This window comes from Nonomuraea sp. GTA35 (assembly GCF_041950525.1).
Taxonomy (GTDB): domain Bacteria; phylum Actinomycetota; class Actinomycetes; order Streptosporangiales; family Streptosporangiaceae; genus Nonomuraea.
Genome location: NZ_JBGNUV010000003.1, coordinates 136,983 through 152,944, shown reverse-complemented (window position 1 = coordinate 152,944; position 15,962 = coordinate 136,983). Strand labels below are relative to the sequence as shown.

15 protein-coding genes are annotated in these 15,962 nt (G+C 70.0%); 12 read left to right on the top strand and 3 right to left on the bottom strand.

The window, feature by feature from the left end; translation table 11 throughout:
- Positions 1-15: 15 nt before the first annotated feature.
- Together ACBJ32_RS13935 and ACBJ32_RS13930 are read left to right on the top strand one after the other, a co-directional pair.
- A complete protein-coding gene (locus ACBJ32_RS13935) occupies positions 16-1,503 on the top strand; it encodes a cation acetate symporter (protein ID WP_375127058.1) in 1,488 nt (495 codons plus the stop codon).
- A 370-nt stretch (positions 1,504-1,873) separates the two neighbouring features.
- Complete coding sequence (locus ACBJ32_RS13930) at positions 1,874-2,707, top strand: inositol monophosphatase family protein (protein WP_375127057.1); 834 nt, start codon at positions 1,874-1,876, stop codon at positions 2,705-2,707.
- On the opposite strand, the gene ACBJ32_RS13925 is transcribed toward ACBJ32_RS13930, so the two are convergent.
- The 3 genes from ACBJ32_RS13925 to ACBJ32_RS13915 form a co-directional block, all read right to left on the bottom strand.
- The gene (locus ACBJ32_RS13925; protein WP_375127056.1) at positions 2,704-3,045 is read right to left on the bottom strand and encodes a hypothetical protein; all 342 of its coding nucleotides are present in this window, start codon (positions 3,043-3,045) and stop codon (positions 2,704-2,706) included. The genes ACBJ32_RS13930 and ACBJ32_RS13925 overlap by 4 nt on opposite strands.
- An 8-nt stretch (positions 3,046-3,053) precedes the next feature.
- Positions 3,054-3,782, bottom strand: coding sequence for a hypothetical protein (locus ACBJ32_RS13920; protein ID WP_375127055.1), 729 nt, complete (start codon positions 3,780-3,782; stop codon positions 3,054-3,056).
- An 86-nt stretch (positions 3,783-3,868) separates the two neighbouring features.
- The gene (locus ACBJ32_RS13915) at positions 3,869-4,861 is read right to left on the bottom strand and encodes a LacI family DNA-binding transcriptional regulator (RefSeq protein ID WP_357869382.1); all 993 of its coding nucleotides are present in this window, start codon (positions 4,859-4,861) and stop codon (positions 3,869-3,871) included.
- 11 nt (positions 4,862-4,872) lie between these two features.
- Between ACBJ32_RS13915 and ACBJ32_RS13910 the strand changes: the two genes are divergently transcribed.
- From ACBJ32_RS13910 to ACBJ32_RS13865, 10 genes are all read left to right on the top strand, one after another.
- The gene (locus ACBJ32_RS13910; protein ID WP_357869384.1) at positions 4,873-6,030 is read left to right on the top strand and encodes a PLP-dependent aspartate aminotransferase family protein; all 1,158 of its coding nucleotides are present in this window, start codon (positions 4,873-4,875) and stop codon (positions 6,028-6,030) included.
- Positions 6,031-6,070: 40 nt separating this feature from the next.
- On the top strand, positions 6,071-7,333 hold the full coding sequence (locus ACBJ32_RS13905) for an ABC transporter substrate-binding protein (RefSeq protein WP_375127054.1): 1,263 nt from the start codon (positions 6,071-6,073) through the stop codon (positions 7,331-7,333).
- Positions 7,330-8,214 carry a carbohydrate ABC transporter permease gene (locus tag ACBJ32_RS13900; protein WP_375127053.1) on the top strand — a complete coding sequence of 295 codons (885 nt, stop codon included), beginning with the start codon at positions 7,330-7,332 and terminating at the stop codon, positions 8,212-8,214. The genes ACBJ32_RS13905 and ACBJ32_RS13900 overlap by 4 nt, the downstream gene beginning before the upstream one ends.
- Positions 8,211-9,035, top strand: coding sequence for a carbohydrate ABC transporter permease (locus ACBJ32_RS13895; RefSeq protein WP_375127052.1), 825 nt, complete (start codon positions 8,211-8,213; stop codon positions 9,033-9,035). Before ACBJ32_RS13900 ends, ACBJ32_RS13895 begins: the two co-directional genes overlap by 4 nt.
- A 165-nt stretch (positions 9,036-9,200) precedes the next feature.
- Entirely contained in the window at positions 9,201-9,530 is a 330-nt protein-coding gene (locus tag ACBJ32_RS13890; RefSeq protein WP_375127051.1) for a DUF485 domain-containing protein, read from the top strand.
- Positions 9,531-9,547: 17 nt separating this feature from the next.
- The gene (locus tag ACBJ32_RS13885; RefSeq protein WP_357869688.1) at positions 9,548-11,146 is read left to right on the top strand and encodes a cation acetate symporter; all 1,599 of its coding nucleotides are present in this window, start codon (positions 9,548-9,550) and stop codon (positions 11,144-11,146) included.
- 320 nt (positions 11,147-11,466) lie between these two features.
- Positions 11,467-12,858 (top strand): ABC transporter substrate-binding protein, encoded by a 1,392-nt coding sequence (locus ACBJ32_RS13880; RefSeq protein WP_375127050.1) that lies wholly within the window; start codon positions 11,467-11,469, stop codon positions 12,856-12,858.
- Positions 12,859-12,862: 4 nt separating this feature from the next.
- On the top strand, positions 12,863-13,795 hold the full coding sequence (locus ACBJ32_RS13875; RefSeq protein ID WP_375127049.1) for a carbohydrate ABC transporter permease: 933 nt from the start codon (positions 12,863-12,865) through the stop codon (positions 13,793-13,795).
- The gene (locus tag ACBJ32_RS13870) at positions 13,792-14,619 is read left to right on the top strand and encodes a carbohydrate ABC transporter permease (protein WP_375127048.1); all 828 of its coding nucleotides are present in this window, start codon (positions 13,792-13,794) and stop codon (positions 14,617-14,619) included. Before ACBJ32_RS13875 ends, ACBJ32_RS13870 begins: the two co-directional genes overlap by 4 nt.
- Complete coding sequence (locus ACBJ32_RS13865) at positions 14,616-15,962, top strand: GH1 family beta-glucosidase (RefSeq protein ID WP_375127047.1); 1,347 nt, start codon at positions 14,616-14,618, stop codon at positions 15,960-15,962. The genes ACBJ32_RS13870 and ACBJ32_RS13865 overlap by 4 nt, the downstream gene beginning before the upstream one ends.

The window sequence follows — 15,962 nt, the reverse complement described above, 5'->3', positions numbered from 1 at the left end:
CGCGGAGCCGGCCGCATGAGCCTGACGGCGGTGCTGGTCGTGGTGGTGGCGGCCGTGCTCATCGGAGCGTTCGGGATCAGGTTCTCGCGCACCACCTCCGACTTCTACGTGGCCTCCCGCACGGTCAGCCCGCTCTGGAACGCCTCGGCCATCGGCGGCGAGTACCTGTCGGCGGCCTCCTTCCTGGGGGTCGCCGGGCTGATCCTGTCCTTCGGCGTGGACATGTTGTGGCTGCCCGTCGGCTGGACCGGCGGGTACCTGGTGCTGCTGGTGCTGGTCTCGGCGCCGCTGCGCCGGTCCGGGGCGTACACGCTGCCCGACTTCGCCGAGGCCAGGCTGGAGTCGATGACCGTGCGCCGCACCGCGAGCGTGCTGGTCGTGCTGATCGGCTGGCTCTACCTCATGCCGCAGTTCCAGAGCGCGGGCCTGGTGCTGCGCACGATCACCGGCGCGCCCGTGTGGGTGGGTGGCCTGCTGGTCGCGGTCGTCGTGGCGGTGAACGTGCTGTCGGGCGGGATGCGGTCGATCACGTTCGTGCAGGCGTTCCAGTACTGGCTCAAGCTGACGGCGCTGGCGGTGCCGCTGGTGTTCCTGCTGATGGCCTGGCAGGCCGACGGGGCGCCCAACGTCAGCGCGGCGGACGCGGCCACCTGGCAGGTGCCGCTGGCCGGGGGCAAGGAGTACGGGCTGTACTCGACGTACTCGCTGATCCTGGCCACGTTCCTGGGCACGATGGGGCTGCCGCACGTGCTCGTCCGCTTCTACACCAACCCCGACGGGCGGGCCGCCCGCCGCACGACGCTCGTGGTGCTGTCGCTGCTCGGCGCCTTCTACCTGCTGCCCGCCGTGTACGGATGGCTGGGCCGCATGTACACGCCCGAGCTCGTCCGCACGGACACCGTCGTGCTGACGCTGCCCTCCCGCATGATCGGCGGCACCCTCGGCGACCTGCTGACCGCGCTGGTCACGGCGGGCGCGTTCGCCGCGTTCCTGTCCACCTCCTCGGGCCTGACCGTGTCCGTCGCCGGGGTGATCGCCCAGGACCTGCTCAAGGGCGGGGTGCGCTCGTTCAGGATCGCCACGCTGATGGCGGTGGCGGTGCCGCTGGCCCTGGCGCTGTGGGCGCGGGCGCTGCCGGTGGCGGACGTGGTGGGGCTGGCGTTCGCCGTGGCGGCCTCGTCGTTCTGCCCGCTGCTGGTGCTGGGCATCTGGTGGCGGCGGCTGTCCACGACGGGGGCGCTGGCGGGACTGTTCGTGGGGGGCGGGCTGGCCTGCGCCGCCGTGCTCGTCACGATCGTCGCGGGGCCGCAGCGGGGGCTGGCGGGGGCGCTGCTGGCCCAGCCGGCGGCGTGGACGGTGCCGATCGCGTTCACGGTGATGGCGGCCGTGTCCTTCCTGACCCCGCACCGGGTGCCGCCCGGCGTGGCCAGGACCATGGTCAGGCTGCACACGCCGGAGGACCTCGACCTCGACCGCGGCGACTGGCGTCCCCGCTCGTCCTAGCGCGTCACCCGCTCGATGGCTCAGGCCCAGCGCTCGTTGAGGCGGTCGGCGCCGGCCTGCTCGTGGGGCAGGCCGCGGTGGCGGGGCAGCGCGGGGACTTGGCCGTCGTGACCGTGGAACGGGGGTGGCCGACGGTGCGGACCACCGTTACGGCCGGTGACTCCGCGCTGCCGGCGGGGGTAGGACAGTGACGCGAGTGCCGTGAGGAGAGGGGACGCCGATGGCCGGCGTGGAAGGGCATGGGACGCGGTCGGCCGCGCCGGGTGGGCGCGAACCGGCGGCGGCCGCTGCGCCGGGCGGGCGCGGGGCTGAGCCCAGAGCTGAGCCTGGGGCTGGGCGCGGGGCCGGGCCTGGGTCCGGGGGGCCGAACGTGCGTGGGTGGGGTGCCGGGGTGCCCGTGGAGGCGCATCCGGCCCTCGCCGCGGCGGCCTCGGCGGCGCTGGACGCGTACACCACCGCCACCGCCGAGCACGACCGCGCCACCCTGGCCGCCGTCGTGGCGGACGGGGCGGACGGCACCCCGACCATGCGCATCGACGTGCTCGTCGAGGACGCGATCCTGAGAGCCCTGGCCGGGCACCCGGTCAACGTCCTCTCCGAGGAGACGGGCTGGGTGGACAACGGCTCGGCGCTGACCCTCGTCATGGACCCGGTGGACGGCTCGGCCAACGCCGCCGCCGGCGTCCCCCTGTCGGCCTTCTCGGCGGCCGTGGCCGAGGACGGGGTCTTCACCGAGGCGCTGACGGTGTGGCTGGACACCGGGCGGAGCTGGTGGGCCCGGGCGGGCGAGCCGTCCTCGCTGCGTACGAGCGGCCGCAAGGCGCTCGCGGGCGCCGCGGTCTCCCTCCTGCGGCCCCATCCCGCCAATCCGGGGGCCGCAGCGGCCTGGTGGGAGGTGGCGCGGCGGGCGGCCCGTGTGCGGATCCTCAGCACGAGCTGCCTGGAGGGCGCCCTCGTGGCCCAGGGCGCGACCGACGCCTTCGCCGACGCCGCCACCGACACGCACCGGCTGGTGGACCTCGCCGCCTCCGTCGTGCTGGCCGAGGCGGCGGGCGGGGCGGTCAGGGACGTGTTCGGGCGGGCCGTCGAGCTGGACACCGACCTGACCAGGCGGTGGAGCGGCGTCGTGGCCGCCACTCCGGAGCTGGCCGACGAGCTGGCCACGGTCCTGCGCGAGGCCTTCCAGACCGGACGCGACGGCTAGCAGGGCGACGGCGGCTCCTCGGCGGGGCCAGTGCCCTGCCCGGGACCGGTGCCCTGCTCGGGGTCGGTGTCCTGTTCGGGGACGGCAGGGTCGGCGGGGGTGGCGGGGGTGGCCAGTGCGGCTGCCACGCGGAAGTCGATGCGGATGTCGCGGTAGGTGACGTTCGGCTCCACCTGGTCGGGCAGGTTGGTGCGGTCGCTGCCCCAGGCGCACTCGCCGCCGGGCTCCGCCTCCGCGTGCACCGACACCTCCGGTCGCTCGTGGAAGCGGAGCTCCCTGGCCGTGGCGGAGGCGCTGATCTCGACGTCCGGGGTGCGCGGGTGCTCGGGTTTCGGCATGGTGCTGATCACTTCCGGTGGTGGCGGCGCTTGAAGAGGTAGCGGTGGTGACGGTGCTGGGACTTGCCGCCGCTGTCCGCGCCACCGGCCGTGGCCCCGGCGTCCGGTACGACCTCTCCGGTGCCGGTTCCCACGTCCTGCACGACTTCACCGGCTCCGGCTCCCACGTCACGCACGACCTCGCCGGTTCCCGCTCCGACGTCGCGCACGGCGCCGCCTGCCCCGGCCCCGACGTCGCGCACGGCGCCGCCTGCCCCGGCCCCGACGTCGCGGACGGCGTCACCGGCTCCCGTCCCCACGTCGCGCACGGCGCCGCCTGCGCCGGCCCCGACGTCGCGGACGGCATCACCGGCACCCGCCCCCACATCCCGCACCGCGTACCCGGCGCCGCTCCCGATGTCCCGCACGGCCGTGCCGAGGTTCCGGGTGAGGTTCTCCAGGATCTGCGGGTTGTCGTCGATGGTCTGCAGCACCCGGTCGATGATGCGCGCCACGTTGTCCAGCCGCACCTTCAGCAGCGCCTGCGCCTCCACGCCCTTGATCGTGAGGTTGACGGAGCCGAGGAACACGTCGGCGCCCACGCTCAGCTTGAGCAGATCGAGCACCTCGGCCTGCAGCGACACCTTCGCCCGCAGGTCCTGCACGTCGAGGCTGATCTCGTCCACCAGGACCACGGGCACGTCGAGGTAGACGTCCGGATCGATGGCCTCGCTCGAATCCCCCGCGCTCTCGGACATGGCCCACCCCCCAGCCGAGTGGTTACCCACCCGGCGACGGCTCTGCCCCTGACATGGGGAGACGTGACCACGTCTTGAGACGGCGGTCAGGCGGGCGGAAGCTCGCCGGAGCCGCGCGGCACCAGCTCCACCGGCACCTTGATGCGGCGGGCCGCCGGCGACGGGTTCAGCAGGAGGTCCACGGCGGCGCGCGCCAGGCGGGCGGTGTCGTAGCGGACCACGGTCACGCCGGGGTTGAACACGTTCGCCAGCGCGAAGTCGTCGAACCCCACGTACGCGGGTCGTTCGGGCCGCTCGCGCAGGGCCTGCAGGATGCCGATGGCCGCGCGGTTGTTCGTGGCGAAGAACGCCGTGGGCGGCGAGGGCAGGTCGAGCAGCCTGGTGACCTCGCCCGACACCTGGCCGGGGTCGTACAGCTCGCGCACCACCAGCTCCTCGTCGGCCGGCACCCCCGCGCCGGCCAGCGCGGCGCGGTAGCCGGTCGCGCGGTCGTGCACCGAGCTGATCCCGTCGTCGTCGGAGATCAGCGCGATCCGGCGGTGGCCGCGGGCGAGCAGGTGCTCGGTGGCGATGCGGCCGCCCCACACGTCGTCGAGCAGCACCACGTCGGCCCCGTCCAGGCCAGGCGGCACCCGGTCCACGAACACGGTGGTGAGACCGGCATGCTCGGCCAGCCAGGAGTGGTCGGCCGCCGAGGGCACGACGATCAGGGAGTCCACGCCCCTGGCGTACATGGACTCGATCAGCATGCGCTCCTTGTCGGCGCTCTCCTCGTACGAGCCGAACACCACCAGCGCCTCGTGACCGGCCGCGGCGGCCTCGACGGCGGCGGCCAGGCGCGAGTAGAACTCGTTGGAGATGTTCTCCATCACCAGCCCGAGCGTCAGCATGGTCGCGCCCCTGGCCAGCCGGGCGGCGGCCTCGTTGCGGCGGTAGCCGAGGGCGCTGATCGCGGCCTGCACCCGCTGCTGCAGCGACGCCCGCACGTGGGGCTCCTGGTTGACGACCCGGGAGACGGTCTTGAGGCTCACACCCGCTTGCCGGGCGACGTCCGCCATGGTCGGCTTGCGCGTTGTCATAGTGTGCCCCCATGAATGATGAATGGATCTGTGGCCGGTTGGGTGAGGACGAGCCTTGGATGCTGGGCGCGGTCAACCCGCCGGTGTTCGAGAACTCGGTGTTCACGTTCGCGACGGCGGAGGAGCTCGGCGAGGCCGTCAGGAACGAGGACGAGCGCTACGTCTACTGGCGGGGGACCAACCCGACGGTGGATCTCGCCCAGCGTAAGCTCGCCGCGCTGGAGCGGGGAGAGCGGGCCAAGTGTTTCGGGTCGGGCATGGGCGCGATCTCGGCGACCATCTCCTCGCTCGTGTCGGCCGGCGATCACGTGCTGGTGCTCGGCGCGGTCTACGGGCCGACCACGCAGTTCCTGCGTTACCTGGAGAAGTTCGGGGTGACGCATACCCACGTCAAGGACCTCGAGGAGGGTGACAGCGCTATCAAGGCGAGCACCCGCCTACTCTACTTCGAGTCGCCGTCCTACATGGCCTACGCGGTGGTGGACATCGCCGAGGTGACGGGGTGGGCGAAGGAGCGGGGGCTGGTGACGGTGATGGACAACACGTGGTCCACGCCGCTGTTCCAGAAGCCGCTGACGATGGGGGTGGACCTGGTGGTGCACTCGCTGTCGAAGTACATCGGCGGGCACAGCGACCTGGTCGGCGGGGTGGTGGTGGGGCCGGCGCGGCTGATCAGGCCGCTGGCGCTGACCGAGTTCCAGCTCTACGGGGCCGCCATGTCGCCGCACGACGCGGCCAAGGTGATCAAGGGGCTGCGGACGCTGCCGGTGCGGATGGCGGCGCACCAGGAGCGCGGCCTGGCGGTGGCGGCGTTCCTGCGGGACCATCCGGCCGTGCGGTCGGTGAACCATCCGGGGCTGCCGTCGCATCCGGGGCATGCGATCGCGCTGCGGCAGATGTCCGGCTTCTCCAGCCTGTTCAGCCTGGAGCTCGACACGGAGTCCCGCCCGGAGGTCGGGGCGTTCCTCTCCAGGTTGCGACATTTCCGGATCGGGGTGTCGTGGGGCGGGTTCGAGAGCCTGGTGAACGCGCCCGCGCTGTCCACCGAGGAGAGCGTGCGGGCCACCATGGGCATCCCGGTCGGTCTCGTCCGGCTCTCGGTCGGCCTGGAGCCCGCGGAACTCCTGATCAAGGATCTCGGTCTGGCCCTGGAGGGAATGTCCGCCTAACGTGACTGACAGCGCTGTCTGACCTCGCGGGAGGCTCGTCATGAGAAACCCCGTCCTGGTGGCCACGGCCGCCGTCGTCACGTTGGCACTCGCGGGCTGCGGCTCCGGCTCCTCCGGTTCGCCGGGGGAGATCCGGCTGCGGATGATCGAGAGCCTGACCGGACCCGAGCGTACGAAGCTCATCAAGTCCCTCATCGCCGACTTCGAGCGGGCCACCCCGGGCGTCACCGTCGAGCTCATCTCCCCGCCGCTCGACAGCGCCGACCAGAAGATCACCCAGATCCTGCAGACGAAGAAGGGCCTGGACGTGCTGGAGGTGCGCGACCACACGGCCAAGTCCTTCTCCAACAACGGCTGGCTGGCCGAGCTGCCCACCACGGACTGGCCCGGCTGGCCTGAGCTGACCGAGCTGGCCCAGAAGAAGGCGGTGGAGGTCGGGGGCAAGGCGTATCTCATCCCGTACGGGTTCTACCAGCGCACGCTGTTCTACCGTACGGACTTCGGCATGACCGAGCCCCCGGCCACCTGGCAGGAGCTGTACGAGTCCGGCAAGCGGATGACCACCGGCGACCGGTACGGCTACTCCTTCAGGGGCGGCAAGGGCGGCGCGGACTACGCGGTGATGATGATCAGCGCCTACAACGGCGACGCGCTGAACCCGGAGAAGTCCTTCTACCTGAAGGACAAGCGGACGATCTTCTCCACCCCCGAGGCGGCGCAGGCCCTCGACCTCTTCGTCAAGATCTTCAAGGAGGCGTCGCCGCCCGACTCCGTGTCCTGGGGCTACCCCGAGATGGTCCAGGGCTTCACCTCGGGCGTCACCGGCATGCTCATCCAGGACCCCGAGGTGATCAAGACGGTCGAGGAGAGCGGCGTCACGGCCTGGTCCACCGCACCGATCCCCAAGGGCCCCACCGGGTACGCCTACCAGCCCGTCGGCTACGCCGGCTGGGGCGTGACCTCCTTCAGCGAGCACCCGCAGGAGGCGGTCAAGCTGGTGCAGTTCCTGTCGGAGGCCAAGCAGAGCATCGCCTTCGCCAAGGGCAACTCGCTCATCCCGATCTCGAGGCAGGCCCAGAACGACCCGCAGTTCTCCCAGGGCGCGTGGAAGGCGTACCTGCAGGCCCAGCAGGACCCGAAGCAGGTGATCACGATCAGGCCGGTGGACTATCCGGGCTGGAGCCAGTTCCTGGTGGACTCCGACCGTGACGTCCAGGCGCTGATCACCGGCAAGAAGACCACCGCCGAGGTGCTCAAGGCGTGGGACGCCTTCTGGGTGGACCAGGCCAAGAAGGTCTCGTGAGGACGTTCACCGTCCGCAGGGCCCGGTTCATCGCGCTGTGCCTGCTGCCGGGCGTGGTGTTCGTGGCGCTGTTCACGTACTACCCGATGGTCCGCGGCGCGGTGATCGCCTTCCAGCGTTACAACCTGTTCGACGTGACCTCCACCCCGTTCGCCGGCCTGGAGAACTTCCGCGCCGTGCTGGCCGAGGACCGCTTCTGGACGGCGCTGCGCAACACCGGCACGTGGGTGGCCGTCTCGCTGTTCTTCCAGTTCGTCCTCGGCTTCGGGCTGGCGCTGCTGCTACGCGGGCACTTCCGGGGGCGGGGGCTCTACCAGGCGTGGGTGTTCTTCCCGTGGGCCATGTCGGGGTTCCTGATCGGGCTGCTGTGGCGGTGGATGTTCAACGGTCAGTTCGGGGTGGTCAACGACCTGCTGCTGAAGGCGGGCCTCATCGAGGAGCGCATCGGCTTCCTGGCCTCGCCGGGGTGGGCGATGACCTCCGTCATCGTGGCGAACATCTGGTACGGCGTCACGTTCTTCGCCATCATGATCATGGCCGCGCTGCAGTCGGTGCCCAGGGAGCTGTACGAGGCGGCGGCCGTGGACGGGGCGTCCCGGCTGCGCCGGTTCTGGCACGTCACGCTGCCGCACATCCGGCCCACGCTGGCGCTGATCGTGCTGCTGCGGATCATCTGGATCCTGAACTTCCCCGACCTCATCTACGCGATGACCGGCGGCGGCCCGGCAGGCAGCACCGACATCATCACCACGTTCCTCATCCAGCAGGTCATCGGCGGTGACTACGGCCGGGCGGGCGCGGTCGGCCTGCTCGTCCTCGCCCTCCTGCTCTCCTTCAGCATCTTCTACCTGAACGCCACCCGATTCGAGAAGGCCCGATGAGCCGCGTCGGCACCGTGGCCAAGGCCGCCGTGCTGGGCGCCTGGCTGCTGATCACCCTGTTCCCGCTGTACTGGATCGTCGTCACCTCGCTCAAGCCCAAACCCGAGATCTTCTCGGTGCCGCTGCGCTACTGGCCGGTGAACGTCACCTTCGAGCACTACGCCGAGCTGTTCGAGTTCGCCGACTTCGGGACGTACCTGCTGAACTCGCTCCTGGTCTCCCTCGTGGCGGCGGCCGTCGTGACCGCCATCGGCGTGCTGGGCGGCTACACCCTGGCCCGCTTCGCCTTCCCCGGCCGCGGCGCGCTCGTGCTGGCCTTCCTGGTCACCCAGATGATCCCCCTGTTCATCGCGCTCGGCCCGCTCTACCTGCTGATGTCCGACCTCGACCTGCTCAACCGGCTGGCGGGGCTGATGCTGGTGTACGTGGCGATGCTGGTGCCGTTCTCGACGATCATCATGCGCGGCTTCTACGAGCGGGTGCCGGTGGCGCTGGAGGAGGCGGCGCAGGTGGACGGGGCCTCGCGGCTGGCGGCCATGGTGCGGGTGGTGATCCCGGTGATGCTGCCGGGGATCGCGGCCACCTTCATCTTCGCGTTCGTGCAGTGCTGGAACGAGCTGTTCCTGGCGATCACGTTCATCGACAGCGAGGACGCCAAGACCGTCCCGGTCGCCATGAACTCCTTCATCACCCAGTACGACATCGACTGGGGCTCGATGGCGGCGGCCACGGTCGTCTCGGTGCTGCCGACGCTCGTCCTGTTCGCCGCCATCCGCCGCTACATCGTGGAGGGTCTGACGGCGGGGGCCGTAAAAGGGTGAAAGGGGTGCCCAACCGCTCGTCGTGCGAACCAGACCTTTCACCGCAGGCCATCCCCAACTAATCGCCTGACGGCACCGCCTCACCGAACAACCCTCCTACGGATCTCCACGACGGGTAGGTTGCGCTCTTACGTTGGGCGTGATCCGCATCACAGTGGAGGTCTCGTGACGACTAGAGAACATGACGCGTCGGTCTATGAACAAGTGCAGGAGAGCAGTGAGTTCCAGGAGCTGAAAAGAGCCTTCCGCCGCTGGACGTTCCCCATGACCGTGGCGTTCCTCGCGTGGTACCTGCTCTACGTGGTGCTGTCCGGATGGGCGCGCGGCTTCATGGGGATCAAGCTGCTCGGCGAGATCAACGTCGGGCTGGTCCTCGGCCTGCTGCAGTTCGTGTCCACCTTCCTCATCGCGTGGGCGTACGCCAGGCACGCGGAGAGGAAGCTCGACCCGATCGCCGACAAGCTGCGCCACGAGGTGGAGGAGAAGACTCAGTGAGCTCGACGACCCTGGGGATGATCCTCTTCCTCACCTTCGTGGCCGCCACCCTGGCGATCACGTTCTGGGCGAGCCGCCAGACCAAGACGGCCGCCGACTACTACGCGGGCGGCCGGTCGTTCAGCGGCGTGCAGAACGGCCTGGCGATCGGCGGCGACTACATGTCGGCCGCCTCCTTCCTCGGCATCGCGGGCATCATCGCGCTGTCCGGTTATGACGGGTTCCTCTACTCGATCGGCTTCCTGGTCGCCTGGCTGGTGGCGCTGCTGCTGGTGGCCGAGCTGATGCGGAACTCCGGCAAGTTCACCATGGCCGACGTGCTGGCGTTCAGGATGAGCCCGCGCCCGGTCCGCACGGCGGCGGGCGTGTCCACGATCGTGGTGAGCATCTTCTACCTGCTGGCCCAGATGGTGGGCGCGGGCGCGCTGGTCGGCCTGCTGCTCGGCATCACCGGCGAGGCGGGCAAGGCCTGGACGATCGTCGGCGTGGGCGCGCTGATGATCGTGTACGTCGTCTTCGGCGGCATGAAGGGCACCACCTGGGTGCAGATCGTCAAGGCCGTGCTGCTCATGGGCGGCGCCGCCCTGGTGACGCTGCTGGTGCTGGGCAAGTACGGCTTCAACCTGTCGGCCCTGCTCGGCGAGGCCGCCACCAAGAGCGGCCCCGCGGCCAACCCCGGCAGCTTCCTGATCCCCGGCCTGAAGTACGGCACCGAGGCGCAGGGCCTGGCCGGCAAGATCGACCTGATCAGCCTGGGCCTGGCGCTGGTGCTGGGCACGGCGGGCCTGCCGCACATCCTCATCCGCTTCTACACCGTCCCCACCGCCAAGGACGCCCGCAAGTCGGTCCTGTGGGGCATCGGCATCATCGGCGTCTTCTACCTGCTGACCCTGGTCCTCGGCTTCGGCGCGGCGGCCCTGGTGGGCAAGGACGCGATCGTCGCGGGCGACAAGGCGGGCAACACCGCGGCCCCGCTGCTGGCACAGCAGATCGGCGAGGACATCTTCGGCCCGGTCGGCGGCACGCTCCTGCTGGCGCTCATCGGCGCCGTGGCCTTCGCCACGATCCTGGCCGTGGTCGCGGGCCTGACCCTCGCCTCCTCCTCCAGCTTCTCCCACGACCTGTACGCGCACGTCTTCAAGCGCGGCCAGGCCAGCGAGCGCCAGGAGGTCGTGGTGGCCCGCCTGTCCGCGCTGGTCATCGGCGCCGTCGCGATCGGCCTGGGCATCCTGGCCCAGGGCCAGAACGTGGCGTTCCTGGTGGCCCTGGCGTTCGCGGTGGCGGCCTCGGGCAACCTGCCGGCGATCCTCTACAGCCTGTTCTGGAAGAGGTTCAACACGGCCGGCGCGGTGTCCGCCATCTACGGCGGCCTGGTCTCTGCCCTGCTGCTGGTGATCTTCTCGCCGGTGGTCTCCGGCGGCGAGACGGCGCTGTTCAAGACGGCCGACTTCGTGCTGTTCCCGCTGAGCAACCCCGGCATCGTCTCGATCCCGCTGGGCTTCCTGTGCGGCTGGCTCGGCACGATCCTCAGCAAGGAGTACAACGCCGCCAAGTACGCCGAGATCGAGGTCCGCTCGCTCACCGGCGTCGGCGCCGAGAAGGCCTCCGAACACTGACGCCAACCCCCTGGCGAGGCGCCCGTCCCCCCTGCCCCGGGGCGCCTTGCCCAAGGAGGGCCCGGCCGTGACCAACGGCCGGGCCCTCTCGCGTGTACGGGATCCCCGGCGGGGAAGGAGGTGCGGGCGTCCCAGTGGGGCGTCCCACGCCTCTGGAGTTTCTTAACAGGACAGAAACGCAGTGAAGTGAGTGGTTGACGGGATTTCAGCGGTATGGGTACGTTCTCAGATGTGTGAACGTTGCCACACTGGCCTGGCGCCACGTGGCCGTCATCAGCATGCCTGATGCCCCGCTTGTTCAGTGTGGAGGCGAAACCCCTATGAGATCCCCGCTCGTCCGCTGGTCCGTCCTTTCGGTGTCGCTCGCGCTGGCGCTCACCTCGTGTGCCAAGGGCACCGGTGGCGCCGCGGCGCCCGCTCCGTCGGCAGGCCAGTTCAACCCCGGCGCCTCCTACCAGGGCACCATCTCGGTCATGGGCTTCGGCGCGACCGACGAGATCGGTGAGACCCGCGTCGAGCTGGCCAAGAAGTCGCTCAAGGGCGCGGACGTGAAGCTGATCGAGGGCGACCTCGACATCCAGCAGTTCCTGTCGGCGGTGGCGGCCGGCGACCCGCCGGACATCATCTACGCCAACCGCGACCAGATCGGCACCTTTGCCTCGCGCGGCGCGATCATCCCTCTCACGCAGTGCGTCCAGGGGGAGCAGATCGACACCTCGATGTACAACAAGAACGCGCTCAGCCAGGTGACGTTCGGCGGCGAGGTCTACGCGATCCCCGAGTTCAACCAGGTCCAGATCACCATGGCCAACGCCGACCTGCTCGGCAAGGCCGGCCTGACGATCGCCGACGTCAACGGCTCCAACTGGGACAAGGTCACCGCGGCGACCAAGAAGCTGGTCAAGGCGCCCGGCGGCAAGCTCCAGGTGATCGGCTTCGACAGCAAGCTGCCGGAGTTCCTGCCGCTGTGGGCCAAGTCCCTCGGCGCCGACCTGCTGTCCGCCGACGGCAGGACCGCCCAGCTCAACACCCCCGAGGTGGTCAAGGCGCTGCAGTTCGCGGTCGCCATCTACGACGCGCAGGGCGGCTTCGCCAAGGTCAAGGCCGTGCGCGACTCGGCCGACTTCTTCGGCAAGGGCAACCAGTACGCCGAGAACGCGCTGGGCGCGATGCCGATGGAGCAGTGGTACGTCAACGTGCTCAACGACGTCTCGCCCAAGGCGCCCATGGCCTTCGACACCTTCCGCACCCCCGAGGGCAAGCCGCTGGCCTACTCCTCCGGCTCGTCGTGGGCCATCCCGAAGGGCTCCAAGAACCCCGGCGCCGCCTGCCGCTTCGCCAAGACGATGACGCTGGTGGAGTCGTGGAAGGCCGCGGCCCAGGCTCGCGTGGACAAGCGCAAGGCCGAGGGCAAGCCGTTCACCGGCGTCCTCACCGGCAACGTCAAGGCCGACGAGGAGATCCAGAAGATGGTCACCTCGGGCGGCGAGCCCTGGGACTCCGGCGTCAAGGCCGTCTACGAGGCCAACCAGAACACCTTCAGCCTGCCGGCCAACCCCGCCGACAAGGAGTTCAAGGACGCCTGGCAGGGTGCGGTGAACCGGGTGCTCAACGGCCAGGACGAGCCGCAGGCCGCCCTCGACAAGGCGCAGAAGGACGCCCAGGCGGCCCTGGACAAGGCATGGGCCGACTGGACGAAGCGAACGAACTAAGGCAATGTCCCTCTCGCACACCAAGGCGCCGCGCTGGCGGTCCATGCGGTTCATCGAGACCCGCGCGGCGCTGCTGTTCATCAGCCCCTGGATCATCGGCTTCCTGATCTTCACCGCCTGGCCCGTGATCAACAGCGCCTACCTGTCGCTGACCGACTACGACGTCATCAACGACCCGTCGTTCATCGGCTTCGACAACTACGTGACCCTCTTCGAGGACCCGAAGGTCGGGCTGGCGCTGCGCAACACGTTCCTGTTCACCGTGATGTCCGTGCCGACGCAGCTCGTCGTCTCCCTCGGGCTGGCGCTGCTGCTCAACAGCGCCACCAAGGCCACCGGCTTCTTCCGCACGGCCTTCTTCCTGCCCAAGATGACGCCGCCGGTCGCGGTCGGCATCCTGCTGCTGATGCTGTTCAACGGCCAGGACGGCGTGATCAACGCCTTCCTCGGCGTCTTCGGCATCGACGGCCCCGCCTGGACCACCGACCCCGCCTGGGTCAAGCCGGGCCTGGTGCTGATGAGCCTGTGGACCGTCGGGTCGTCGGTGGTCATCATCCTGGCCGCGCTGCGCGGCGTGCCCCAGGAGCTGTACGACTCCGCCCTCGTGGACGGGGCCGGATGGTGGAAGCGCACGCTGCGGATCACCGTGCCGATGATCAGCCCCACGCTGTTCTTCCTGTTCATCGTGGACAGCATCAACGCCCTGCAGTCGTTCACCGAGGCGTACACCGCCTTCTTCGGCTCGGGCAACACGACCTACAGCAACGACGCCGCCCTGTTCTACGCGATCTACCTGTTCCAGCAGGCCTTCGAGTTCCTGCACATGGGTTACGCCTCCGCGCTGGCCTGGCTGCTGTTCATCGTGATCATGGCGATCACCGGCGTGCAGTTCGTCGTGACCAGGCGGTTCGTGCACTACGAAGGGGGGAACCCGTGAGGCGGCTGCCGAAGATCCTGACGTGGGTCGCGCTGAGCGCGTTCGCCCTCGCGTTCATCTACCCGTTCATCTGGCTGCTCAGCGCCTCGTTCAAGCCGCGCAGCGAGGTGTTCGACCACCGGATCCTGCCCGAGACGTTCACCTTCGACAACTACATCAAGGTGTGGCAGGAGGCGCCGCTGGCGCTGTGGATGTTCAACACGCTGCTGGTGACGGTGCTGGCCGCGGTGGCCGTGACGATCACCAGCGCGATGGTGGCGTGGGGCTTCGCCTACTTCCGCTTCCCCGGCAGGAACGCGCTGTTCGGCCTGCTGCTGGCCACCATGATGCTGCCGGGCGCGGTCACCATGGTCCCGGTGTTCCTCATCTGGAACTCCCTCGGCATGGTCGGCACCCTGACCCCGCTGTGGGCGCAGAACCTGTTCGGCAGCGCCTTCTACATCTTCCTGCTGCGGCAGTTCTTCATGGGCCTGCCGCGCGAGCCGTTCGAGGCGGCGAAGATCGACGGGGCGAACAACTGGAAGATCTTCACCAGGATGGCCCTGCCGCTGTGCAGGCCGGCGGTCGTGGTGACGCTGCTGTTCGAGTTCCAGGCGGCGTGGACCGACCTCATGCGGCCGCTCATCTACCTGCGTGACTCCAGCACGTTCACCGTGCCGCGCGGGCTGAAGGCGCTGCTCGACCAGTTCGGGTTCGGCGGCGAGTGGCACTGGGAGATCGTCATGACGGCCAGCGTGATCACCACGATCCCGATGATCATCCTGTTCTTCCTCGGCCAGAAGCACTTCGTCAAGGGCATCGCCACGACCGGGAGCAAGGGATGAGCTTCCCCGACGGGTTCCTGTGGGGCGCCGGCACCTCCGCGTACCAGATCGAGGGACACCACGGCCGGGGGGAGTCGGTGTGGGAGGTGTTCTGCCGCCGCCCCGGCGCGGTCGAGGGCGGCGGCGACGGCTCGCGGGCCTGTGACTCGTTCCTGCGCTGGCGCGAGGACATCGAGCTGATCAAGGAGCTGAGGCTGCGTGCCTACCGCTTCTCGACCGGCTGGTCCCGGGTGATGCCGGACGGCGCGCACGCCGACCCCAAGGCGCTCGACCACTACGAGCGCTTCACCGACGCGCTGCTGGAGGCGGGCGTCGAGCCGGTGCTCACGCTCAACCACTGGGACATGCCGGCGAGCCTGACGTGGGCCGAGCGCTCGTCCGTAAACGCTTTCACCCGCTACGCGCAGGCCGTCGCCGACCGGCTGGCCGACCGCGTGACCTGGTGGATCACCCAGAACGAGCCGTGGATCATCGCCCTGCTCGGCTACCAGCTCGGCCTGCACGCCCCCGGCGTCGCCGACCTGGGCACGGCCGTCAAGGCGGGCCACCACGTGCTGCTCGGCCACGGCGCGGCGGCCGACGTGCTGCACGCGCACGCCGGGACCAGGGCCGGTTGCGCGCTGAGCCTGTTCCCCTGCGACCCCGCCACCGACAGCGAGGCCGACCGGGCGGCGGCCCGGGGCTCCGACGGCTACGTCAACCGCTGGTACCTCGACCCGCTGCTGGGCGACGGCTACCCCGCCGACATGCGCGAGCACTGGGAACGGGCGCTCGGCCACGGCCTGGACTTCATCGAGGACGGCGACGAGGCCGCGATCGGCGGGCGCAGCGACTTCCTCGGCATCAACTACTACACGCGGCGCGTCATGGCCGCCGCGCCGCCGGACCCGTTCCCCTGGAGGGTGGTCGGGCCCAGCGGCGACGTGGCCAGGACCGACGAGGGCTGGGAGATCAACCCGGGCGCGCTGCGCGACCTGCTCGTCGGGCTGAGCCGGCGCTTCCCCGGCACGCCGCTGATGATCACCGAGAACGGCGGCGTCTTCGGCGACGCGCCCACCCACGACGGCCGGGTGCACGACAACCGCAGGATCGCCTACCTGCGCGACCACGTGGCGGCCGTCGAGGCCGCTCTCGACGCGGGCGCCGACGTGCGCGGCTACCTGCACTGGTCGCTCATGGACAACTTCGAGTGGGCGCTGGGCTACCGGCCCAGGTTCGGGCTCGTCCACGTCGACTACGCCACCGGCGCCCGCACCGTCAAGGACTCCGGGCGCTACTACGCCCGGCTCATCGCCGGGGGCGGCACGGCCCCCGCCCTGCCCAGGATCGAGGCTTTCGGCTAA